Genomic DNA, 21,730 nt, shown 5'->3' with positions numbered 1-21,730 from the left:
GATATCGCGAGCGAGTTGTCAAACAGTTGCACCGCCGAGCAGCCGAGTTCGGCTTCACCCTGCAGGAAGCGCCGACGCCGAGTGTTTCTTAGGAAAGCGCTCGCTACTTTGCAAGGGACCCGCTGTGAAGTACGCCTTTATTGTTCGCCATCGGGATGTGTGGCCCACGCGAGCGATGTGCCGTGCGATGAACGTTTCGGCCAGTGGGTTCTACGAGTGGTTCGGCAGGCCTGCCAGCGAGCGCAGCCTGTCCGATGCCAGGCTCACACGCAGCATTCGAGAGAGTTTCGAGCTTAGCGACCGGACCTACGGCAGCCCGCGGGTGTGGCATGACCTGAGGGCTACCGGCGAGCAATGCGGTGTCAACCGTGTAGCACGGCTGATGAAGCTGGCGAACCTGCAAGCAAGACGCAAACGCCGTCAGCTTCCAGGAGATGGAGCGACCAAGCTGGCGCATCACATCGCGCCGAACCACCTGCAACGCGAGTTCGAGGCGTTGGAGCCCAACCAGAAGTGGGTTGCAGACTTCACCTATATCTGGACGGCCGAGGGCTGGTTATATGCGGCCGCCGTAATGGACCTCTACTCGAGGCGCATTGTAGGCTGGTCAATGAGTGACACCATGCAGGCTAGGATGGTGAGCGACGCCCTGCTGATGGCTTTGTGGCGTCGAGGTCGACCCACTGCGCTGATGCATCACTCGGATCAGGGCAGCCAGTACACCAGCGAAGAGTTCCAGAAGTTATTGAAGAGTCAGAACATCACCTGCAGCATGAGCCGTCGCGGTGAATGCTGGGACAACGCGGCGATGGAGAGCTTCTTCTCGACACTGAAGACAGAGCGCTGCGCTCGTACGGTCTACCGCACCAGGGAGCAAGCCAGGGCCGATGTGTTCGACTACATTGAGCGGTTCTACAACCCGTTCAGGAAACACTCAAAATTGAACTACCTTAGCCCAGTTCAATTCGAGGAGCGGCAACTTTTAAAGGGCTAGGCAAAGCGTCCGGGAAACTGGGGGAAGCCCACCACCGCTGCTACGGCTACCGAAGGCTGCAGGCCTCGCTGACCAGGCAGGACGTGTCGATATCTGAGAAGGTCGTGCAGCGGTTGATGAAACAAGAGAGGTTAATCGTGGCCAAGCCCAAACGGCGCAGGTACACGTCCTACCTCGGCGAGATCAGCCAAGCGCCCGAGAACATCATCAACCGCAACTTCCAGGCCGCAGCCCCCAACGAGAAATGGCTCACGGATATCACTGAATTCCAGATCCCAGCGGGCAAGATCTACCTGTCGCCGATCATCGATTGCTTCGACGGCACGGTAGTGAGCTGGACCATTGGAACGAATCCAGATGCTGAGCTCGTCAACACAATGCTGGATGCAGCTATCGAGACAGTGGCAGACACCAACGATCGTCCCGTGGTCCACTCTGATCGTGGTGGCCACTACCGGTGGCCAGGCTGGCTATCGAGAATGAGCGAGGCGAACCTAACCCGCTCGATGTCTCGCGAAGCCTGCTCGCCTGACAACGCGGCGTGTGAAGGATTCTTCGGTCGTCTCAAGACGGAACTGTTTTATCCTCGGGACTGGCAGGCCACGACCATTGAGGAGTTCATCGAAACGGTCGATTCCTACATCCGCTGGTATAACGAAAAGCGGATCAAGATCGCCCTTGGCTCTCTCAGCCCTATCGAATACCGGGTAAGCCTCGGACTTACGGCATAAAACGAGTCCAAGTTTTTATCCACACCCCCCTTTGTGGTTTAGCTGATCAGATTTGCATCGGCACTAACATGCTGAATAACTATTTGATCTGCCTGCGCGGGGTTTTTACGCTGGCCGGCCGCAGCCTCAAGATGGATAACCCCATGGAGGGGATCGAGAACAGCAAGCACCAGATACCCCCGCCTGACCCTCTCTCGACTTTTGAGATGGAGAAAGTGCTTGCCCACTTAAAGGAGCGTTTCGACATCCGTGCCTGGGCCTATTTTGAATTCGCCTTCATGACCGGCATGCGCCCAGAGGAGCTAATCGAACTGCGCTGGGGTGATGTGGATTGGGCCAGCGCATCCATCCGCGTGGAGCGCGCCAGGACCTCAGGCGAGGTGAAGCCGCTCAAAACCTACAACTCCCGCGATGTCGACCTGGTCAGCCGTGCCCTCGGCGCACTGGAGGCCATGAAGCCCTGGACGATGTTGGGCGGCGTGGATCATCGGGATGGCGAGCAAGGCCGCAGGATCTTTGAGAACCCGGGGACCAATAAACCTTGGCACGATGAGCGCAGCCAGCGAGACACCTACTGGCGCCCTGCTCTCCGAGCTACCGGCATTCGGTGGCGCCGGCCGTACCAGACGCGGCACACCTATGCCACCAATGCACTAAGCGCAGGCGTGAACCCGACCTACATCGTCAGGCAGATGGGGCACAAGAATGCCAAGATGCTTTTCACCGTCTATGCCAAGTGGATTGACGGGTCAGATCGGGGTCGAGAGAAGGCAAAGCTAGAACAGCTGCTCGGAAACGAAAAAACCGCCCTAAAAAAGGCGGTTTGATCAAAAAGAAACTTCGAAAAGTTCCCCAGAAGTTCCCTGTTATCCTGAAGTCTGGTTCTCTTCAGAGGGAAAATTTGGTAGGCGCGATTGGACTCGAACCAACGACCCCCACCATGTCAAGGTGGTGCTCTAACCAGCTGAGCTACGCGCCTGTCGTTGAAGACTCAAATTATAGCCAGAAAAAACGACCCAAATGGAAAGTTGAGTCTTTTTTTGAAAATAGTGCTTTTCAGCCCTATTTCCGGCGCACCGAGCGCACGCCCGATACCGTCGCCACAGAGGCCAGCACCTTGGCCAGTTTGCCCGAATCCGACACCTCCACCGTGAACGTCATCCAGGCTGTACCCTTGACGGACTGGGTCTGTACGCCGATCACATTGGTCTTGTCCCGCGCGAACAGCTCAGAGATATCACGCAGCAGGCCTTGGCGGTCATGCGCCTCCACCGCCACATCCACAGGGTAGACCGCTTCGGCCGATCGCTGGCCGCTGGTGGGCAGCCCCCACTCCACATCAATACTGCGCTCGGGGTTGCGGGCGCACATCTCGCGGAAGTTGCTGCAATCGTGGCGGTGTACGCTCACGCCCTTGCCCCGCGTCACAAAGCCGCCGATGCGATCGGGTGGTGCCGGCTTGCAGCATTTGGCCAGCTGGGTCATCAGCGAATCGACGCCCACCACCAGCACGCCGCCCTTGCCCGAGCCTTCGGTGGCCTTGCGCGGGCGGCTCAGCACCAGCTCGTCATCGGCCTGCATGGGCTCTGGGGGGCGCAGGATGTTTTCGATGGTGCGCAGCGACAGCTCGTCCTTGCCCACCACCTCAAACAAGGCCTCTGCGGTCTTGAAGCCCAGTTGGTCCGCCAGGTCGTCGTGCTTGAGCGCTGTCTTGCCTTCGCGCTGCAAGAGCTTTTCCACCAGCTCGCGGCCACGGCTGACCGTTTCGTGCGTGACCTGGGCATTGAACCAGGCGCGCACCTTGGCCTTGGCGCGTGAGCTGACCAGGTAGCCCAGGTCGGCATTGAGCCAGTCGCGCGAAGGCCGCCCTTCCTTGACGGAGACGATCTCCACCGTCTGCCCGTTTTGCAGTGGTGTATTGAGCGGCACCATCTGGCCATCGACCTTGGCACCCCGGCAGCGGTGGCCCAGATCGGTGTGGACCGAATAGGCAAAGTCCACCGGTGTGGCGCCCTGGGGCAGCTCGATCACTGCCGCGTTTGGCGTCAGCACATAGATATGGTCGTCAAACAGGCCACTGTCCTGGGTCTGGCCGACCATGTCCTTGCGCCAGGCCAGCAGCTGGCGCAGCACCGCAATCTTGGCGTCGTAGTCGCTGGTGGCAGATACGCCAGCATAGCCCTTGGTGCCCGCTTCCTTATAGGCCCAGTGGGCAGCCACACCGTTTTCCGCATGGTCGTGCATGGCCTGGGTGCGGATCTGGATCTCGATGGCCTTGCCGTGCTCGTCCCGCACCACCGTGTGCAATGACTGGTAGCCATTGGGCTTGGGCCGGGCGATGTAGTCGTCAAACTCCGACTCCACCGGGCTGAAGGCCTCGTGCACAAAGGACAGGGCCGCATAGCAGTCCTTGACCGTGGGCACCACCACGCGCAGCGCGCGGATGTCGAAGAGCTGGTCAAAGCCCAGCGACTTGCCGCGCATCTTCTTGATGATGCTGTAGATATGCTTGGGGCGGCCAGCCACGGTCGCGCTGATGCTGTGCGCGCGCAGATCGGATTCAAGCCGCTCGCGCAAGCCCACCATATAGAGCTCGCGCTCCACCCGGGTCTCGTCCAGCAGCTTGGCGATCTTCTTATAGGTATCGGGCTCCAGAAAGCGGAAGGCCAGATCCTCCAGCTCCCACTTGATCTGCCAGATACCCAGGCGGTTGGCCAGCGGTGCAAAAACCTGCAGGCTTTCACGCGCCACGGCGGGCGATACGGGGCCCTTGGTGGCCGCATACCAGCGCAGGGTCTGCAGGCGCGATGTCAGCCGCAGCATCACCACGCGCAAGTCGCGCGAGAACGCCAGCAGCATCTTGCGAATGTTCTCTGTCTGGGTGGCCGGGTCATCGACCAAATGGCCGGCATCGGCCTGGCGCGCCTGCGCCTGCACCTTCATCAGCGCCACGGTTTCCACCGCCAGCACCGCATAGCTCTCGCCAAAGGCCTTGCCGATGACTTCGCGCGGCTTGTTCAGCTGCTCGCTGGTGTGCACCAGGTAAGCGGCCGCCTGCATGGCTTCGGAGCCACCAATATGCTTGAGGATGGCAGCAACAGCATCGGCGTGCTGCAGGGCGTTCTCGCCGGTATCCAGAGTCTCTTCAGCAATCAGCGGTACGGAGAAAGCGCGGGCCCGGGCCAGCACATTGTCTTGCATCGGCAAGGCATTGGCAGTGGCAGCCACCAGCGGGGAGACTGGCTCCGGGGGAAGATGTTCCGCGCCTGGCGCGGGCTGAGCGACTGCCGTAAGACTTTTCATGTTGTCACCACCATCACACCCCCTCCGGGGCGTGCGCTACGCACCGCATAAAAAAGCCAGCACTGCAGCCGTTTGATCAAAAGATACCAAGGTGGGGGCATGGCCGACACCGGCAAACTCCACCACCCGCGCCCTGGGGCCGCGTTCCGCCATAGATTGGGCCGTTTGCGCAGAAAGCAAGTCTGAATCTGCACCGCGCAGCACCAAGGTGACGGCATCGATCTGCTCGTACAGACGCCATAGCAATTGCTCGGCAGCGGCAGCCATCTCGGGCGTCATCGCCTGCATCGGCTGCGCAATGGCCGGGTCATAGTGCAGGCGCACGCTGCCACCGGCTTCCGGCCGCAGCATCGGGCGCGACAGTGCCAGCCATTCCTCATCGCTGTGCGGGCCAAAACCTTTGGACAGCTGGCCCATGGCCGCCACCGCTTCCTGCTCGGAGCCATACAGCATGTGCTGGCCCACATAGCTGCCAATGCGTGCCAGTGCCGAGGGCTCGATGGTCGGCCCCACATCATTCAGTACCAAACGGCGGATGGGTGCGGGCATCAGCGGCCGAATGCTCGGCTCGCCCGCCAGGCCGATGCCGATGAGGCCACCCATGCTGGTTCCCACCCAATCGAGCTTGCCAATGGGTGCCGCACGGTGCACCTGCTGCAGCATGGCCAGCATGTCGGCTACATACAAGGGCACCTGGTAGCCGGCGGGGTCCTCCAGCCAATCGCTGTAGCCGCGGCCCACCACGTCGGGGCAGATCACCCGCGCCTGCAGCGCCAGCTGCCGTGCCAGCACATCAAAATCACGCCCTTGCCGGGTCAGGCCATGGGCGCAGACGATCACATGCGGGTGGTTCAGATCCCCGGTGTCGTTCCACTCCCAATACGCCATCCGGTGCGTGGCACCCTGGCGACCCGTGTCCGTATTCCCCGCCACCGCACAGGTGACATACTGCAAGCGTGGATCTTGGTACATGGCCCCTCTTATATAGAAGAACGCAGCGCTACCAGGCAAACCGTGGCTGGGGTTTGCCTTAGGATGGATGCTTGCGTTTGCATGAATACTAACCGAGTAACTGGAGATATTGGATGTTGAAAGCAAAAACAGCGCTCGTCACCGGATCGACGAGCGGCATCGGATTGGGGATTGCCAAGGCGCTGGCGCGCCAGGGCGCCAACATCATCTTGAATGGCTTTGGCGATTCCGAAGGGCCGCTCAAGGAAGTGCAAGACGTCATCAGCAGCAGCGGCTCGGGTGCCCGCGTGGGCTACCACGGTGCCGACATGAGCAAGGCCGCCGACATCGAGGCCATGTTTGCCTATGCGACGCAAACCTTTGGCCAGGTGGACATCCTCGTCAACAACGCCGGCATCCAGCATGTGGCCAATGTGCAGGACTTCCCGGTCGAGCGCTGGGACGCCATCATTGCCATCAATTTGACCAGCGCCTTCCACACCAGCCGACTGGCACTACCGGCCATGCAAAAGGCAGGCTGGGGTCGCATCATCAATATCGCCTCGGTCCATGGCCTCGTCGGCTCGGCCGGCAAATCGGCCTATGTCGCTGCGAAGCACGGCATCGTGGGCCTCACCAAGGTGACCGCGCTGGAGAACGCCGCCAGCGGCATCACCTGCAATGCCATCTGCCCGGGCTGGGTGCTCACACCGCTGGTGCAAAAGCAAGTCGATGCCAAGGCCGCGCAAATGAATGTCAGCAATGAAGAGGCCAAAAAGCTGCTGCTGTGCGAGAAGGAGCCCTCGATGCAGTTCACCACGCCTGAGGAGCTGGGTGAGCTGGCCGTGTTCTTCTGCTCGCCTGCAGCCAACAATGTGCGCGGCGTGGCCTGGAACATGGATGGCGGCTGGGTCGCGCAATAAGGCGCAGCCAGTCATCATTGGGGCCCTGCGCCCCTTACATATCAAAGGCGCGAAAGCGCCTTTTTTCATGCCTCAAGCCATCCATGCACCAAACGCATAAATATGAAACATTTTTGAAATCCAGCCTTCCTGATTCTTTAAAAACGGTAATTTGCGCAAAAAATGCAGGAAAAAGTCGATTTATTGCGTCAGAAACCATCTCCCAGACTGCATATGTAACGCAAATTTTGTAACCATGGGTCAAAAAACGGGTCGGAGTTGCGCATTTTTAGCAAAAACCGGTCAAAATGTAAAAGTTACATATCAACCGGAGGACTCCACCCATGGTTACCGCAACCAATCGCGTCGACAAAATCTTGGTCGTTGATGATGACGCACGTATCCGTGATCTGCTGCGCCGCTATCTGTCGCATGAAGGCTTTGAAGTCATGATTGCCGAAGACGGCAAGGGCCTGCAACGCATCCTGCTGCGCGAGACCGTGGATCTGATCGTGCTCGATTTGATGATGCCCGGTGAAGACGGTCTGTCCATCTGCCGCCGCCTGCGCGCCAGCAATGACCGCACCCCCATCATCATGCTGACCGCCAAGGGTGAGGACGTGGACCGCATCGTGGGTCTGGAAGTGGGCGCGGATGACTACATCGGCAAGCCCTTCAACCCCCGCGAACTGCTGGCCCGTATCCACGCCGTGCTGCGCCGCCGCCCACCGCAAGAAGCGCCTGGCGCGCCATCGGGCGAGAACGAAGTGGTCAACTTCGGCCCCTTCACCTTCGACATGAGCACCCGCGTGCTGACCAAGGATGGCGAAGAGCTGCCACTGACCACCGGCGAATTCGCGATGCTCAAGACCCTGGTGCGCCACCCCCGCCAGCCGCTGTCGCGTGAAAAGCTGGCCCTGCTGGCCCGTGGCCGTGAGTTCGAGCCCTTTGACCGCAGCCTGGACGTGCAGGTATCGCGTCTGCGCAAGCTGGTCGAGGTTGACCCTGCTGCGCCGCGCTACATCCAGACCGTCTGGGGCGTGGGTTATGTGTTCGTACCCGATGGTGCCAACTGATTTTTAGCCCGAATGTCCTGCAACCGCCCCAGCCAGGCTGAGGGCGGTTTTTTTATATCTACACCAGAGGCACACAATGGTGTCCAATAGCATCTGTGGTGAGAACCTATCCAGGTTCTGGGCCTCCCAACTGAACTGACCCCTTTACCTGCACACGGACCATGGCTCCCACTCCCGTTAACGAAGCCGACCAGTCCGGTCTGGCTCCCCTGGAAGGCAGCGCCGCAGCGGCCGCGCACAGCAACAAGCGCACCCGCGTCGGCCTCAACCTGTTTTGGCGCACCTTCTTTCTGCTCGCCATCCTGCTGACGGGCAGCATCCTCGCCTGGGTGCAGACCCTGCGCTCCCTCGAAACGGAACCCCGCGCCATCCAGACGGCCCAGCAGATCGCGTCCCTGGTCAACCTCAGCCGCGCCGCGCTGATGCATTCCGATGCCATCGCCCGCGTCTCCCTGGTCAAGACCATGGCCGACCAGGAAGGCGTGCGCATCGTGCCGCGCGAGCCCAAGGATGTGTACGAGTCCATCGACAACTCCACCCCGCTGGGCGCGCGCCTGACGCAGGAAGTCACCAAACGCCTGGGCTCCAGCACCATCGTGGCCAGCAGCGTCAATGGCGAAGAAGGCCTGTGGGTGGGCTTCACCATCGATGGCGACCAGAACTGGTTCCTGATCGAGCCCTCGCGCTTCAACCCCGCTGGCGGCAAGACCTGGCTGGTCTGGGTGCTGACGGCAGCGGCGCTGTCGCTGGCCGGTGCGGCGGTGATTGCCGGTCTCATCAACCGGCCGCTCAAGCAGCTGTCGAGTGCCACCAACCGGCTGCGCGAAGGCGATTTTGCCGCCCAGCTGGACGAAGACGCGGTCACCAGCGAAATCCGCGAGGTGAATATCGGCTTCAACCGCATGAGCGAGCGCCTGTCCAAGCTGGAGCAGGACCGTGCCGTCATGCTTGCCGGCATCTCACACGACTTGCGCACGCCCCTGGCCCGCCTGCGGCTGGAGACCGAGATGAGCGTGTTCGACCAGGTCGCGCGCGAGCACATGGTGGCCGACATCGTGCAGCTCGATGCCACCATCGACAAGTTCCTCGACTACGCCCGTCCCGACCATGCCGCCAAGCTCGCCCCCGTCAATGTCTACGGCGTCGTGTCCTCTTGCGTCTACGCCGTGCAAGACCACCAGGAGCTGCAGGTGCACATGAAGGTGCCCGAAGAGCTGATGGTCAATGCCGATGAGATCGAGCTCTCGCGGGTGCTGTCCAACGTGCTGGAAAACGCACGCCGCTATGGCAAGACGCCCGGCGCCTCGCACACCCGCGTCGACATCACCGTCAAGTTCAGCGAAAGCACGGTCACCATCCGCATGCGTGACCATGGCACCGGCGTCTCCAAGGACCAGCTGAGCAGCCTGACCAAGCCGTTCTACCGGGGCGACACCGCCCGCACGGCGGCTGCAGGCGCGGGCCTGGGCCTGTCGATCGTCGAGAAAACCGTGCAGCGCATGGGTGGTCGCTTGAGCATGGTCAATGCCTCGGACGGCAGCACCGGCCTGGTCACCAGCATCTACCTGCGCCGCGCACCCGACCAGGCCATTGGCAAAGAACCCAAGCGCCGCCTGCTGCGCCCGCAGATCAAGCGGCATTTGCCAGGTGCCCAGACCAATCTGGCAGACCTGCAATAAGGCCCCTCGCCCGCCAGCGGCCTGCGCGCCGCTGGCACAAAGCCCCGTCTGTGCATAGAATGCTGGCACCTGAATGCCTGCCCTAGGAGTTGACATGCAAGCACAGTGCCTTTGCGGTGCGGTCCATGTGACTGCCCCCACCGTCCAAGATGTCCATGTATGCCATTGCAGCATGTGCAGGCGCTGGGGTGAGGGCCCCGCCTTCACCCTGCATGGCGGCACCGAGGTGGAGTTGACGGGCCCCGTCAGCCGCTATGCGTCCTCCCCCTGGGCTGAGCGCGCTTTTTGCAGCCACTGTGGCACGCATCTGTTCTACCGCCTGCTGGCCACGAACGAGCATTTTCTGTCGGCCGGCCTGTTCCAGGACGAGGACGGCATGCAGCTGGCCTCGCAGATTTTCATCGACGAAAAACCGGCCTATTACGATCTGGCCAACGACACGCCCAAGCTCACCGGGGCGCAAGTGCTGGCGCAGTACGAAGAGAACTGAGCTGGTGCCTCACGGCACGTTGGATGACCGCCTCTGGCAGGCGGTCATCCTTTCTTGCCAGTGCTTGACTCAGGCCTGCTCGCCAGCCCGTACCAGCAACACCACCGCACGGGCCTCCATCGCCGCGCCCTGCCCCACCGGGCCCATCTTCTCGGCCGTCTTGGCCTTCACATTGACCTGGGATTCATCAATACCCAAGGTCTTGGCGATATTGGCGCGCATGGCCGGAATATGCGGCGCCAGCTTGGGCGCCTGGGCGATGACGGTGCTGTCCACATTGTTGACCTGCCAGCCCTTGGCGGCCACGCGGCGCATGGCCTCGGCCAGCAGCACGGCCGAATCGGCACCCCGGAAAGCGGCATCGGTATCCGGGAAATGCGAGCCGATATCGCCCATACCAGCAGCGCCCACCAAGGCGTCGGTGATCGCATGCAGCAGCACATCGGCATCCGAATGGCCCAGCAAGCCCGTGGTGTGCGGCACCTTGATGCCGCCCAAAATCAAGTCACGCCCGGGCACCAGCGCATGAATATCCCAACCCTCACCAATGCGCATTTGCAGCATTTGCATCCCTTATCTCGTCCATGTACATCACCCCAAGCTGCAAACCACTGCCGCACCCTCTTGCGAGGGTTCGGCAGCGCATCACCGGGGAATCACTCAAAAAGCGCGGCCACCTGGCTCTCACCGCTGGCCATGCGCTGCAGCAGCAAGGCTTCGGCCAGCGCAAAGTCATCGGGGAAGGTGACCTTGAAGTTGAAACTGCTGCCCGGCACCAGGCGAGGCTGCAAGCCCAGCGCCTCGATGGCACTGGCTTCGTCGGTCACATCATGGCAGCGCTCCAGCGCTTCGAGCAGCGCGCCGATGCGGAACATCTGCGGCGTCTGCGCCAGCCACTTGTCCACCCGTGGCAAGGTGCTGCTGACCCGGCTTTGGCCGTGGGCATCGGTGGCAGCGGCCTTGAGTGTATCGGGCAATGGCAGCGCCAACAGGCCACCCACCTCATCGGCCGCACATTCCTGCATCAGCTGCTCGATCTGGCTGGGCTTGATCAGGCAGCGCGCAGCATCATGCACCAGCACCCAGTCATGCGGCTGGGCGCCCAGGCCCGAGTCGCCCAGCAAACTGCGCAGACCGCCGGCCACCGTATCGGCCCGGCTGGGGCCGCCGCAGGGGCTGATGGCAAAGCCTGGCCGCTGGTAGCGCTGCAAGAAATCATCGCCAGGGCTCACCCCCACCAGCACGCCCGACAGCGGCTTGGCCGCCATAAAGGCGGCCAAGGTATGCAGCACCAGCGGCCAACCCGCCACCTCCTGGTATTGCTTGGGCACATGGGCCGGTCGGTTGGCATCCACCGCCCGGGCACCTACCCCGGCGCAGGGCAAAAAGGCCCAGAACTTGGCCACTACCTCCTGCCGCATCTCCCCCAGCGCCTGGGTCTGGGTGCCCGGGTCTGCGGGCGGCACCGTTGCGGGCAGCGTCACCGGCGCAGCCACGTCGGGGGCGGCCCTGGGTACAGCAGGGATCAATTCGTTGTGGACGGTCTGGTTCATGGGGGTATTTTAGAATGCAGAGGTTGCACGGAGCTGTCAGCCAGACCCGTGATTGCGGGTTCCGCTGCAAAACAAGCCTTGTGCTTCCAACCGATCTATGCCCCTGGTTTTGGGCGCGGGTTCTGCAGCGGATCCCTGGTTATTTTTTATAACTTGGTGTGGTCAGGTGCGCCCTCTTGGGGCGCGTTTGGCTTTGATAGGCCCAGGCGCGGCATGCCGCCCCGGGCTGTAGTCCGTCTATGGACTGGTTGTAGACCCCTATGGAACTCCCCAAACTCACCGCCGGAAAACGTTTTCAGCTGCCCATGCCCCCCGGCAGCGCCGATGCCTTGCTGCTCGCCAACCTGGCCACGCGCGAGGCGGCCGGGCAACGCGTCACCGCCATCATCACCGCCGATGCGGGCGATGCCCACCGCCTGCAGGACGAGCTGGCTTTTTTCGCGCCCGAACTGCGCGTGGCCCTGTTCCCCGACTGGGAAACCCTGCCCTACGACACCTTCTCGCCGCACCAGGACCTGATCAGCGAGCGGCTGGCAGCGCTGTGGCGCATCAGCCAGGGCGAGGCCGATGTGGTGCTGATCCCCGCTACCACGGCGCTGTACCGCCTGGCGCCACCCTCCTTCCTGGCGGGCTACACATTTGCATTCAAGGCCGGGCAAAAGCTGGATGAAGCGCGCCTCAAGGCCCAGCTCACCCTGGCGGGCTACAACCATGTCTCCCAGGTGGTGAGCCATGGCGAATACTCGGTGCGCGGCGGCCTGATCGATCTCTACCCCATGGGCTCGCTCGTGCCCTACCGCGTCGACCTGTTCGATGACGAGATCGATTCCATCCGCACCTTTGACCCCGACACCCAGCGCAGCCTCTACCCGGTCAAGGATGTGCGCCTGCTGCCCGGGCGCGAGTTCCCGATGGACGACGAGGCCCGCGCCCGCTTCCGCAATAAATGGCGCGAGATGCTCGAGGGCGACCCCACCAAGAGCCGCATCTACAAGGACATGGGCAATGGCGTGGCCACCGCCGGCATCGAGTACTACCTGCCGCTGTTCTTTGACGAGACCGCCACCGTGTTCGACTACCTGGGCGGCCAGGCCACCGTGGTGCTGCATGGCGATATCGAGCCGGCCTTCCAACGCTTTTGGCAAGACACGCGCGACCGCTACCGCCTGGTGCAGGGCGACCCGGAACGCCCGGTGCTGCCGCCCGACAGCTTGTTCCTGAGCCCCGACCAGTTCTACGCCACCGCCAAGCAGATGGCCCAACTGTCGTTGCGCCCGCAGCTGGAGGACGTCGAGCACAGCGCCATCTTCCAGAAGCTTGGCGACCTGGCCGTGGTGCGTGGTGCCGAGGACCCGCTGGCCAAGCTGCAGCAGCACATTGCCCAGCGCCAGGCCCGCACCCTGCTGCTGGCCGAAAGCGATGGCCGGCGCGAGAGCCTGCTCGACTTCTTCCGCGCCAGCGGCCTGAACCCGCCAGCCTTTGATTCGCTGGCCGAGTTCCAGCAGACCACGGACGAGCCGGTCGGCATCGCCACTGCGGCGCTGGCCAAGGGCTTTCGCTGGGCCGAGCAAGGCATTGACTTTGTCACCGAGACCGAGCTGTTCGCCGCCACCGGCGGTGCCCGCCGCAAGCGCCGCCAGGAGCAGGCCAGCGATGTCGAGGCGCTGATCAAGGACTTGTCCGAGCTGAAGGTGGGCGACCCGGTTGTCCATGCCCAGCACGGCATTGGCCGCTACCACGGCCTGATCAACATGGATGTGGGGCAGAAGAACCCCGATGGCAGCCCCTCGATGCAGGAGTTTCTGCACCTGGAATATGCCGACAAGGCCGTGCTCTATGTGCCGGTGAGCCAGCTCGCGCAAATCAGCCGCTACACAGGCGTCTCGGCCGAAGAGGCCCCCCTGCACAAGCTGGGCAGCGGCCAGTGGGAAAAGGCCCGCCGCAAGGCCGCCGAGCAGGTGCGCGACACGGCGGCCGAACTGCTCAACATCTACGCCCGCCGCGCCGCCCGCGAAGGCCATGCCTTCCGCTACAGCCCGCAGGACTATGAGCAGTTCGCCAACGACTTCGGCTTTGAGGAAACCGCCGACCAGCGCGCCGCCATCCATGCGGTGATCCAGGACATGATCTCGCCCCAGCCGATGGACCGCCTGGTCTGCGGCGATGTGGGCTTTGGCAAGACCGAAGTCGCCTTGCGCGCCGCCTTTGTGGCCGTCACCGGTGGCAAGCAGGTGGCCCTACTTGCGCCCACCACCTTGCTGGCCGAGCAGCACTACCAAACCCTGGCCGACCGCTTCTCCAAGTGGCCGATCAAGGTGGCGCTGGTGTCGCGCTTTCGCTCCGGCAAAGAGGTCAGCACCACCATCAAGGGCCTGGACGACGGCACCGTCGACATCGTCGTCGGCACCCACAAGCTGCTGTCTGAAAAAACCCAGTTCAAGAACCTGGGCCTGCTCATCATCGATGAAGAGCACCGCTTTGGCGTGCGCCACAAGGAGGCGATGAAGGCCATGCGCGCCGAGGTCGATGTGCTGACTTTGACGGCCACCCCCATCCCGCGCACCATGGGCATGGCGCTCGATGGCCTGCGTGACCTGTCGGTGATTGCCACCGCACCGCAGCGCCGCCTGGCGATCAAGACCTTTGTGCGCAGCGAAGGCACCGGCGTGATCCGCGAGGCCGTGCTGCGCGAACTCAAACGCGGCGGCCAGTGCTACTTTCTGCACAACGAGGTCGAGACCATCGAGAACCGCCGCCAGAAGCTCGAAGAGATCCTGCCCGAGGCCCGCATCGCCGTGGCCCACGGCCAGATGCCCGAGCGTGAGCTCGAACGCGTGATGCGCGACTTTGTGGCCCAGCGCTACAACATCCTGCTGTGCTCGACCATCATCGAGACCGGCATCGACGTGGCCAGCGCCAACACCATCATCATCAGCCGTGCCGACAAGTTTGGCCTGGCGCAGCTGCACCAGCTGCGCGGCCGCGTGGGCCGCAGCTACCACCAGGCCTATGCCTATCTGATGGTGCCGGATCTGGACGGCCTGACCAAGCAGGCTGCGCAGCGCCTCGAAGCCATCCAGCAGATGGAAGAGCTGGGCAGCGGCTTTTACCTGGCCATGCATGACCTGGAAATCCGGGGTGCCGGCGAAGTGCTGGGCGACAACCAGAGCGGCAACATGATGGAGATCGGCTACCAGCTCTACAACGAGATGCTGTCCGAGGCCGTGCGCAGCCTGAAGGAAGGCAAGGAGCCCGACCTGCTCAGTCCCCTGTCTGCCGCCACCGACATCAACCTGCACGCCCCCGCGCTGCTGCCCAACGACTACTGCGGCGATGTGCACCTGCGCCTGTCGTTCTACAAAAAGCTGGCAACCGCCAAGACCAGCGACCAGATCGACAACCTGCTCGAAGAGATCGTGGATCGCTTTGGCAAGCTGCCGCCGCAGGCCCAGACCTTGGTCGATGTGCACCGCCTGCGCGTGCTCTGCGAGCCTTTTGGTGTGCAAAAGGTCGATGCCGCGCCCGGCGTGATCAACATTACCTTCTACCCCAACCCGCCGATCGAGCCGATGACCATCATCAGCCTGATCCAGAAGAACAAGGCCATCAAGCTGGCCGGCAACGACAAGCTGCGCATCGAGCGCGCCCTGCCCGAGGTCAAGGACCGCGTGCAGATGGTGCGCGATGTGGTGCGCAGCCTGGGCAAGCCGGTGGCAGCCGCCGTGGCCACGGCCTGATCGGACTGTCTGTGCCCTGCGGCCCGTTTATCATTCCCCTACCCTCACCCCTGTAAAGCTCCCATGAGTGCCTCCACCGAATTCGCCCCCGGCCTGACCATCCAGAACCTGGCCACGCCGCAAAAGCTGTCCGATTACAAGCTGATCGCGTTCGACATGGACTCGACCCTGATCACCATCGAGTGCATTGACGAGATCGCCGACGTCACCGGCAAGAAGGCCGAGGTCGCTGCGATCACCGAAGCGGCGATGCGCGGCGAGATCACCGACTACAAGGACAGCCTGCGCCAGCGCATGGCCCTGCTCCAGGGCGTGCCCATGGCCTCGATCGAGCGCGTGCTGCAAGAGCGCCTGACCCTGACCCCCGGCGCCAAGACCCTGGTGGATGCGGCGCATGCCGCCGGCCTCAAGGTGCTGCTGGTTTCCGGCGGCTTCACCTACTTTGCCGACCATGTCAAAAGCCTGCTGGGCATAGACTTTGTGCGCGCCAACCAGTTCGAGGTGAAGGACGGCCAACTGACCGGCGGCCTGATCGACCAGAGCTGGGGCGACATCTGCGACGGCGAAGAAAAGCGCAGCACCGTGCTGGGCCTGGCGTCGCTGATGGGCATTGCGCCCGAGCAGGTGATTGCCGTGGGCGATGGCAGCAACGACCTGCCGATGATGCGTGCCGTGGGCCTGTCGGTGGCCTTCCACGCCAAGCCCCGCGTGCGTGCCGAGGCCAAGGTGGCGATCAACACCGGCGGGCTGGACCGCCTGCTCGAAGTGCTGCGCTGATAACCCCTTCCGACCAGGTCGGGCAACAACGGGAGCTACGGGCTCCCGTTTTTCTTTCGGTCCCAGCCACTGGGCCATCCCATCTAAAGCCCCAACACCCAACCCCAGCTTAGGCGGTGCGCGCTGCCGGTAAGGCGCAAGCGCCCTACACTCGGTCACTTGCATGTAACACCAAGTGAAGCGCTATGAACACCCGCTCCTGGCTGGAAAAGCTGGTCGCATTCGACACCACCAGCCGCAACTCCAACCTCGCCCTTATCGAAACCGTGCGTGACGCACTGGCCCACCAGGGTCTGAAGGTCGAGCTGATCCACTCCCCCGAGGGCGACAAGGCCAACCTGTTCGCCACCCTGCCCGCCGATGACGGCAGCACCCAAGGCGGCATCGTGCTGTCGGGCCACACCGATGTGGTGCCGGTCGACGGCCAGAACTGGGACAGCGATCCCTTCACCCTGACCGAAAAAGAAGGCCGCCTGTACGGCCGTGGCAGCGCCGACATGAAGGGCTACATCGCCGCATCGATCGCGCTGGTGCCCGAGTTCATCGCGATGCCGCGCAAAAAGCCGATCCACCTGGCCCTGTCCTATGACGAGGAAGTGGGCTGCGCCGGCGCACCGGTGATGCTGCGCGCCTTGAAGGCACGTGGCCAGCAGGCCGATGGCTGCGTGGTGGGCGAGCCCACCAGCATGCAGGTGGTGGTCGCGCACAAGGGCATCAACCTGTACCGCTGCAAGGTGCATGGCAAGGCAGCGCATTCCTCGCTGACCCCCAAGGGCTGCAATGCCATTGAGTACGCGGCACGCCTGATCTGCCATATCCGCGATGTGGCCGACCAGTTCAAGGCCAACGGCCCCTACGACGAGTTCTACGATGTGCCGTTCACGACCATGACCACCAACCAGATCTCGGGCGGTATCGCGGTCAACACCATCCCCGAGCTCTGCGAGTTCAACTACGAGTTCCGCAACCTGCCCGGCATGACGGCCGACAGCATCCAGGCCAAAGTGCAAAGCTATGTGACCGGCGAGCTGCTGCCACGCATGCGTCGCGAGTTTGCCGATGCCCGCATCGACATCGAAACCGGCCCCGCTGCCCCCGCACTGGAAGCCAGCGAGCAAGCCGCCATCACCGCGCTGGTGCGCGCGCTGACCGCCGACCTGGCCACGCGCAAGGTGGCCTATGGCACCGAAGCCGGCCTGTTCCAAAACCTGGGCATCCCCACCGTGGTCTGCGGCCCCGGCAATATCGAGCAGGCCCACAAGCCCAATGAGTTTGTCGAGATCAGCCAGCTCGAAGCCTGCGAGCGCTTCCTGCGCAAGCTGGGCCAGTCGCTCTGATCTAAAATACGCACTGCGGCCGCAAGGCTTGCCACCGAGCCCACCCTGCCCCAGGGTGGGCTTTTTATCTTCTGCCAGAAACCGGCGCCAGCGCATGCCGCTGCAGCCTTCACGTACCATTGCGCCCATGAGCACCCAATACGAAGCCCTCAAAGCCCCCGAGCTGTACCTCAGCGCCTTTCAGGTAGAGCCGCCTGCAGAGATGGGCGAGCGCAAGATGACGCCGCGCCGGCCCGGCTTCTTCATCACCACCAGCCTGACAGGCTCCACCGATGCCGAAAATTCGGCACGCAAGGCAGCGCTGGCCGAGCAGGCCGCTGCAGAAGCCGCAGCGAGCGGCGCCCCGGCCGATGCCGAACCCGCGCCCGCCGCTGCGCCAGTGGCCACACCGCGTCTGCTGGTGCCCGCGCAATGGGGCCTGGTGCCGCACTGGGTCAAGTCCGCATCCGACGGCCAGCTGCGCGCCACCAAGCTGGTGAATGTCAAATCCGACAATGCCTCGACCAGCACCGCCTTTCGCGATGCCTGGCTGAACAACCAGCGCTGTATCGTGCCGATGATGGCGTTCGTGACCGACGACTACCGTACCGGCAAGGCCAAGCCCACCCGCATTGCCCGCGTCGATGGCCTGCCGATGGGCGTCGCCGGTATCTGGTCCCGCTGGACCGATGATGACGGCACCGAGCTGCTGAGCTACGCCATCATCACCGTCAACGCCAACGCCCATGCGCTGATGAACCGCTACCAGCAACCCGGTAACGACAAGACCATGCCCGCCATCCTGAACGAAGGCGCCTATGACGCCTGGCTGCGTTCATCGGCCTACAAGGCCAAGGAATTTCTGCGCGCCTACCCGGCGCAAAAGCTGCTGGCCAACCCGGTCGAGAAGGGCCGCAAGAACCCGCTGGGGATCTGATTGCCGCTGCCCGCCGCGCTAGCCACGCGGATGGTGCTGGCTGTGCAGCACCTTGAGGCGCTCGCGCGCCACATGGGTATAGATGGTGGTGGTGGAGATATCGGCATGGCCCAGCAACAGCTGCACCACGCGCAAATCGGCGCCATGGTTGAGCAAGTGCGTGGCAAAGGCATGGCGCAAGGTGTGGGGTGACAGAGGAGCAGTGATGCCGGCGCGCTGTGCATATTTCTTCACGATCATCCAGAAGGCGACCCGCGTCATGCCGCTGCCGCGCTGGGTGACAAACAAGTCCGCGCTTTGCCGCCCGGCCAGAATGGCGGGCCGGCTCTCGGCCAGGTACTGCTCCAGCCACTGCTGGGCCACCTGGCCAAAGGGCACCAGTCGTTCCTTGCTGCCTTTGCCCACCACGCGCACGATGCCGTCGGCCAGGCTGAGCTGCACGCTTTGCAGCTCCACCAGCTCCGACACCCGCAGGCCGCTGGCATACATCAGCTCCAGCATCGCGCGGTCACGCAGGCCCAGCGGGTTGCCGGCGTCGGGGGCTTCCAGCAGCGCATCGACCATGGCCGAGGTCATCGTCTTGGGCACCCGCAGCGGCTGGCGTGCGGCCAGCATGCGCAAGGTGGGATCGGTGCTGATCAGCGACTCGCGCAGCGCCCAGTGGAAGAAGCGCCGCAGCACCGTCAGGCGCCGGTTGGCCGTGCTGGACTTGTCGCCCATGCGGCTGGCAAAAAAGGCCTGCAGTTGGGCCTCATCGCTGCGCTCCAGTGCCTGGCCAGGGTGCTCCTGGGCCAGCCACTGGCCGTACAGCGCCAGGTCGCGCCGGTAGGCCGCCAAGGTGTTGCGCGCCAGGCCATCTTCCAGCCACACCGCATCGATAAAACGGTCAATCACCGGCTGCGTTGCAGCGGCGGGGCTGGGGGCTGCAGATCGGGCGGATTCAGAGCGGGGAGAGCTTGCCATGCCCGGCATCATGGCATGAAAAAAGCCGCCGGCTTGCGCGGGCGGCTGGGGACTTCAAGAGCCGGGATCAGTCCAGCTTCAGGTCCTGCTTCTTCACCACGTCCTTGTAGACGTCGAACTCGGCCTTGATCTGCTCGGCGAACTGCTCGGGCGTGTTGCCCACCACCAGCGAGCCGGTGTCTTCGATGCGCTTCTTCACCGCAGGGTCGGCCAGCACCTTCTTGGTGGCGGCATTGATGCGGTCCACCACATCCTTGGACACGCCCTTGGGCGCCAGGATGCCGTAGAAAGCCATGCGGTTCACGGGCTCCAGGCCCACTTCCTTGAAGGTAGGCACATTGGGCAGCACGGCCAGGCGCTCAGGCGCAGCCACGACGATGGGCACCAGGCGGTTGTCCTTCACGAAAGGCAGGGTCGACGGCAGGTTGTCCAGGATCATGTTGACCTGGCCGGCTACCGTGTCGTTCAGCGCCGGGCCCGCACCACGGTAGGCGATGTGGGTCATCTGGATGCCGGTCAGGCTCTTGTACAGCTCCATCAGCATGTGCTGGATGCCGCCGGTGCCCGAGGACGAGTAGGCGTACTTGTTGGGGTTCTTCTTGAGCTCGGCCTCGAACTCCTTGTAGTCCTTGGCGGGGAACTTCGGGTTCACCGCAATGATGTTGGGCGTGGCCGCCACATTGATGATGGGCGTGAAGTCCTTGATCGGGTCGTAGGAGATCTTGGGGTTGATCGCGGGGTTGGTCGCCACCGTGGAGACGGTAGCAATGCCCAGCGTGTAGCCGTCGGCCGCAGCGCGCACCGTTTCCACCGCACCGATGGTGCCGCCAGCACCACCCTTGTTGTCCACCACCACAGGCTGGCCCAGCTCCTTGCCCAGGGGGTCGGCGATCACGCGCGCAATGATATCGGTGGTGCCGCCAGCTGCAAAAGGAACGATCAGGCGAATGGGCTTGTTAGGGTATTTTGTATCGGCCAGAGCGCCAGTGCTCAAGGTGGCTGCGGCAGCAGCGATCAAGGTCAGGCCCACGAGAGAGCGACGTTGCATGATGAATCTCCTCATTTGAAATAGTGCGGCCGTGGTTCGCGTGCCGGTGGATGACCCGCATGGCGCACGGCCACGTAATGCTTTTTCAGCACAGCGCGTTTATACCGGATTAATACCTCCGCAACCGTGCTGCAACCGCACAAAAAGCGCGTGATTTCCCTAGGGAGAGCACGCGCTTTGAAGCGGAATAACGCAGGAGTTGCGGATCAATCCAGATGGATACCCTGCTTGTCCACCACCGCCTTGTAGGCCGCGTATTCGTCCTTCATTTGCTGGGCAAAGACTTCCGGGGTGGTGCCCAGGATGTCCGAGCCGGTCTCCGCAATGCGCTTTTGCACGTTCGGGTCTTCCAGCGCCTTCTTGGTGGCCGCGTTGACTTTGTCAACAATCTCCTTGGGCAGGTTCTTGGGACCGACGATGCCGTAATAGGCACTGCGGTTGACCACGGGCACGCCCACTTCGGTGAAGGTAGGGATGGATTCCAGACCGGCCACGCGCTGGGGCGCTGCCACCACAATGGCGCGCAGGCGCTTGTCGCGGATGAAGGGGTAGGCCGAGGGCAGGTTGTCAAAGATCATGTTGACCTGGCCGGCCACCGTGTCGTTCAGGGCTGGGCCGCCGCCGCGGTAGGGAATGTGCACCACATTCACACCGGTTTCGGACTTGAGCATTTCCATCAGCAGATGGGCAATGCTGCCGGTGCCGGGCGTGGCATAGGAGTACTTGCCGGGGTTCTTCTTGAGCTCAGCAATGAACTCCTGGTAGTTGGTGGCCGGAAAGCTCGGGTGCACGGCAATCACATTGGGCGTGGCTGCCACATTGATGATGGGCGTGAAATCGCGCTGCACGTTGTAGGGCATCTTGGGGTTGACGGCCGGGTTGGTGGCTGTTGTCGATACCGTCGCAATGCTCAGGGTGTAGCCATCGGGATGGGCGCGTGCCGCTTCGGCTGCGCCCACAGTGCCGCCGCCACCGCTCTTGTTGTCCACCACCACCGGCTGGCCCAGCGCCTTGGACAGTGGCTCCGAGATCACCCGGGCCACGATATCGGTGGTGCCGCCTGCGGCAAAGGGCACGATCAGGCGGATAGGCTTGTTGGGATAGGGATCAGCGGCCAGGGCAGCGCTGCTGCCCAGCGCCAGTGCCATGGCCAGGCACAGTCGGCGGTTCATCATGGTGAAGGTCTCCTCGGGATCTGCGATTGCCGGCTGGGGCCAGCTTGGATGTAGCCACCATGCTAGCGGTGTTGCCCGCCTGTTCTGCCCCAAAGCGC

At 63.0% G+C, this 21,730-nt stretch carries 16 protein-coding genes, 1 tRNA gene and 2 pseudogenes; 11 read left to right on the top strand and 8 right to left on the bottom strand.

Annotated elements, in window-relative coordinates:
- Positions 1-97: 97 nt before the first annotated feature.
- The 3 genes and pseudogenes from EDF71_RS21795 to EDF71_RS21785 all read left to right on the top strand — a co-directional run.
- Positions 98-994, top strand: a pseudogene (locus EDF71_RS21795) (IS3 family transposase); the annotation flags it as partial.
- A gap of 14 nt (positions 995-1,008) precedes the next feature.
- Positions 1,009-1,725: pseudogene (locus tag EDF71_RS21790) on the top strand (IS3 family transposase); the annotation flags it as partial.
- A 68-nt stretch (positions 1,726-1,793) separates the two neighbouring features.
- Complete coding sequence (locus tag EDF71_RS21785) at positions 1,794-2,552, top strand: site-specific integrase (RefSeq protein ID WP_133858626.1); 759 nt, start codon at positions 1,794-1,796, stop codon at positions 2,550-2,552.
- A gap of 75 nt (positions 2,553-2,627) precedes the next feature.
- Here the strand turns inward: EDF71_RS21785 and EDF71_RS21780 are convergent.
- The 3 genes from EDF71_RS21780 to EDF71_RS21770 all read right to left on the bottom strand — a co-directional run bounded on the left by EDF71_RS21780 (position 2,628) and on the right by EDF71_RS21770 (position 6,000).
- Positions 2,628-2,704: transfer RNA gene (locus tag EDF71_RS21780), tRNA-Val, on the bottom strand.
- 83 nt (positions 2,705-2,787) lie between these two features.
- Complete coding sequence (locus EDF71_RS21775; RefSeq protein WP_243854397.1) at positions 2,788-4,926, bottom strand: bifunctional (p)ppGpp synthetase/guanosine-3',5'-bis(diphosphate) 3'-pyrophosphohydrolase; 2,139 nt, start codon at positions 4,924-4,926, stop codon at positions 2,788-2,790.
- Between the two features lie 138 nt (positions 4,927-5,064).
- Positions 5,065-6,000 (bottom strand): alpha/beta hydrolase, encoded by a 936-nt coding sequence (locus tag EDF71_RS21770; RefSeq protein WP_133858624.1) that lies wholly within the window; start codon positions 5,998-6,000, stop codon positions 5,065-5,067.
- A gap of 113 nt (positions 6,001-6,113) precedes the next feature.
- Between EDF71_RS21770 and EDF71_RS21765 the strand changes: the two genes are divergently transcribed.
- From EDF71_RS21765 to EDF71_RS21750, 4 genes are all read left to right on the top strand, one after another.
- On the top strand, positions 6,114-6,902 hold the full coding sequence (locus EDF71_RS21765; protein ID WP_133858623.1) for a 3-hydroxybutyrate dehydrogenase: 789 nt from the start codon (positions 6,114-6,116) through the stop codon (positions 6,900-6,902).
- A 323-nt stretch (positions 6,903-7,225) separates the two neighbouring features.
- A complete protein-coding gene (ompR, locus tag EDF71_RS21760) occupies positions 7,226-7,957 on the top strand; it encodes a two-component system response regulator OmpR (protein WP_021027409.1) in 732 nt (243 codons plus the stop codon).
- 161 nt (positions 7,958-8,118) lie between these two features.
- Positions 8,119-9,636 carry a sensor histidine kinase gene (locus EDF71_RS21755; protein ID WP_133858622.1) on the top strand — a complete coding sequence of 506 codons (1,518 nt, stop codon included), beginning with the start codon at positions 8,119-8,121 and terminating at the stop codon, positions 9,634-9,636.
- Positions 9,637-9,730: 94 nt separating this feature from the next.
- A complete protein-coding gene (locus tag EDF71_RS21750; RefSeq protein WP_133858621.1) occupies positions 9,731-10,126 on the top strand; it encodes a GFA family protein in 396 nt (131 codons plus the stop codon).
- A 69-nt stretch (positions 10,127-10,195) separates the two neighbouring features.
- On the opposite strand, the gene ispF is transcribed toward EDF71_RS21750, so the two are convergent.
- Positions 10,196-10,696 (bottom strand): 2-C-methyl-D-erythritol 2,4-cyclodiphosphate synthase, encoded by a 501-nt coding sequence (ispF, locus tag EDF71_RS21745; RefSeq protein WP_243854393.1) that lies wholly within the window; start codon positions 10,694-10,696, stop codon positions 10,196-10,198.
- A gap of 86 nt (positions 10,697-10,782) precedes the next feature.
- Positions 10,783-11,547, bottom strand: a complete 765-nt coding sequence (locus tag EDF71_RS21740; RefSeq protein WP_133858635.1) for a 2-C-methyl-D-erythritol 4-phosphate cytidylyltransferase — start codon at positions 11,545-11,547, stop codon at positions 10,783-10,785.
- A gap of 392 nt (positions 11,548-11,939) precedes the next feature.
- On the opposite strand from EDF71_RS21740, the gene mfd reads away from it, so the two are divergent.
- The 4 genes from mfd (at position 11,940) to EDF71_RS21720 (ending at position 18,446) form a co-directional block, all read left to right on the top strand.
- Positions 11,940-15,416, top strand: a complete 3,477-nt coding sequence (gene mfd / locus EDF71_RS21735; RefSeq protein WP_133858620.1) for a transcription-repair coupling factor — start codon at positions 11,940-11,942, stop codon at positions 15,414-15,416.
- A gap of 63 nt (positions 15,417-15,479) precedes the next feature.
- Positions 15,480-16,193, top strand: coding sequence for a phosphoserine phosphatase SerB (gene serB, locus EDF71_RS21730; protein WP_133858619.1), 714 nt, complete (start codon positions 15,480-15,482; stop codon positions 16,191-16,193).
- A 185-nt stretch (positions 16,194-16,378) separates the two neighbouring features.
- Entirely contained in the window at positions 16,379-17,530 is a 1,152-nt protein-coding gene (gene argE, locus EDF71_RS21725; protein ID WP_133858618.1) for an acetylornithine deacetylase, read from the top strand.
- Positions 17,531-17,657: 127 nt separating this feature from the next.
- Positions 17,658-18,446 (top strand): SOS response-associated peptidase family protein, encoded by a 789-nt coding sequence (locus EDF71_RS21720; protein ID WP_133858617.1) that lies wholly within the window; start codon positions 17,658-17,660, stop codon positions 18,444-18,446.
- 18 nt (positions 18,447-18,464) lie between these two features.
- Here EDF71_RS21720 and xerD read toward each other — a convergent pair whose 3' ends face one another.
- The 3 genes from xerD to EDF71_RS21705 form a co-directional block, all read right to left on the bottom strand.
- A complete protein-coding gene (xerD, locus tag EDF71_RS21715; RefSeq protein ID WP_243854392.1) occupies positions 18,465-19,409 on the bottom strand; it encodes a site-specific tyrosine recombinase XerD in 945 nt (314 codons plus the stop codon).
- A 67-nt stretch (positions 19,410-19,476) separates the two neighbouring features.
- A complete protein-coding gene (locus tag EDF71_RS21710) occupies positions 19,477-20,457 on the bottom strand; it encodes a tripartite tricarboxylate transporter substrate binding protein BugE (RefSeq protein WP_027011016.1) in 981 nt (326 codons plus the stop codon).
- Positions 20,458-20,663: 206 nt separating this feature from the next.
- Positions 20,664-21,629: a tripartite tricarboxylate transporter substrate binding protein BugE gene (locus tag EDF71_RS21705; protein WP_133858634.1), complete on the bottom strand. Its 966-nt coding sequence runs from the start codon at positions 21,627-21,629 to the stop codon at positions 20,664-20,666.
- Positions 21,630-21,730: the final 101 nt, after the last annotated feature.

Source organism: Comamonas sp. JUb58 (assembly GCF_004364775.1).
Taxonomy (GTDB): domain Bacteria; phylum Pseudomonadota; class Gammaproteobacteria; order Burkholderiales; family Burkholderiaceae_C; genus Comamonas.
This window is presented reverse-complemented; position numbering and strand designations above follow the sequence as displayed.

Bases quoted from the DNA above. Each gene is read 5' to 3' on its own strand.
- EDF71_RS21785 (WP_133858626.1), top strand. From the start codon at position 1,794: ATGCTGAATAACTATTTGATCTGCCTGCGCGGGGTTTTTACGCTGGCC.
- EDF71_RS21775 (WP_243854397.1), bottom strand. From the start codon at position 4,926: ATGCAAGACAATGTGCTGGCCCGGGCCCGCGCTTTCTCCGTACCGCTG.
- EDF71_RS21770 (WP_133858624.1), bottom strand. From the start codon at position 6,000: ATGTACCAAGATCCACGCTTGCAGTATGTCACCTGTGCGGTGGCGGGG.
- EDF71_RS21765 (WP_133858623.1), top strand. From the start codon at position 6,114: ATGTTGAAAGCAAAAACAGCGCTCGTCACCGGATCGACGAGCGGCATC.
- ompR (WP_021027409.1), top strand. From the start codon at position 7,226: ATGGTTACCGCAACCAATCGCGTCGACAAAATCTTGGTCGTTGATGAT.
- EDF71_RS21755 (WP_133858622.1), top strand. From the start codon at position 8,119: ATGGCTCCCACTCCCGTTAACGAAGCCGACCAGTCCGGTCTGGCTCCC.
- EDF71_RS21750 (WP_133858621.1), top strand. From the start codon at position 9,731: ATGCAAGCACAGTGCCTTTGCGGTGCGGTCCATGTGACTGCCCCCACC.
- ispF (WP_243854393.1), bottom strand. From the start codon at position 10,696: ATGCAAATGCTGCAAATGCGCATTGGTGAGGGTTGGGATATTCATGCG.
- EDF71_RS21740 (WP_133858635.1), bottom strand. From the start codon at position 11,547: ATGCGGCAGGAGGTAGTGGCCAAGTTCTGGGCCTTTTTGCCCTGCGCC.
- mfd (WP_133858620.1), top strand. From the start codon at position 11,940: ATGGAACTCCCCAAACTCACCGCCGGAAAACGTTTTCAGCTGCCCATG.
- serB (WP_133858619.1), top strand. From the start codon at position 15,480: ATGAGTGCCTCCACCGAATTCGCCCCCGGCCTGACCATCCAGAACCTG.
- argE (WP_133858618.1), top strand. From the start codon at position 16,379: ATGAACACCCGCTCCTGGCTGGAAAAGCTGGTCGCATTCGACACCACC.
- EDF71_RS21720 (WP_133858617.1), top strand. From the start codon at position 17,658: ATGAGCACCCAATACGAAGCCCTCAAAGCCCCCGAGCTGTACCTCAGC.
- xerD (WP_243854392.1), bottom strand. From the start codon at position 19,409: ATGGCAAGCTCTCCCCGCTCTGAATCCGCCCGATCTGCAGCCCCCAGC.
- EDF71_RS21710 (WP_027011016.1), bottom strand. From the start codon at position 20,457: ATGCAACGTCGCTCTCTCGTGGGCCTGACCTTGATCGCTGCTGCCGCA.
- EDF71_RS21705 (WP_133858634.1), bottom strand. From the start codon at position 21,629: ATGAACCGCCGACTGTGCCTGGCCATGGCACTGGCGCTGGGCAGCAGC.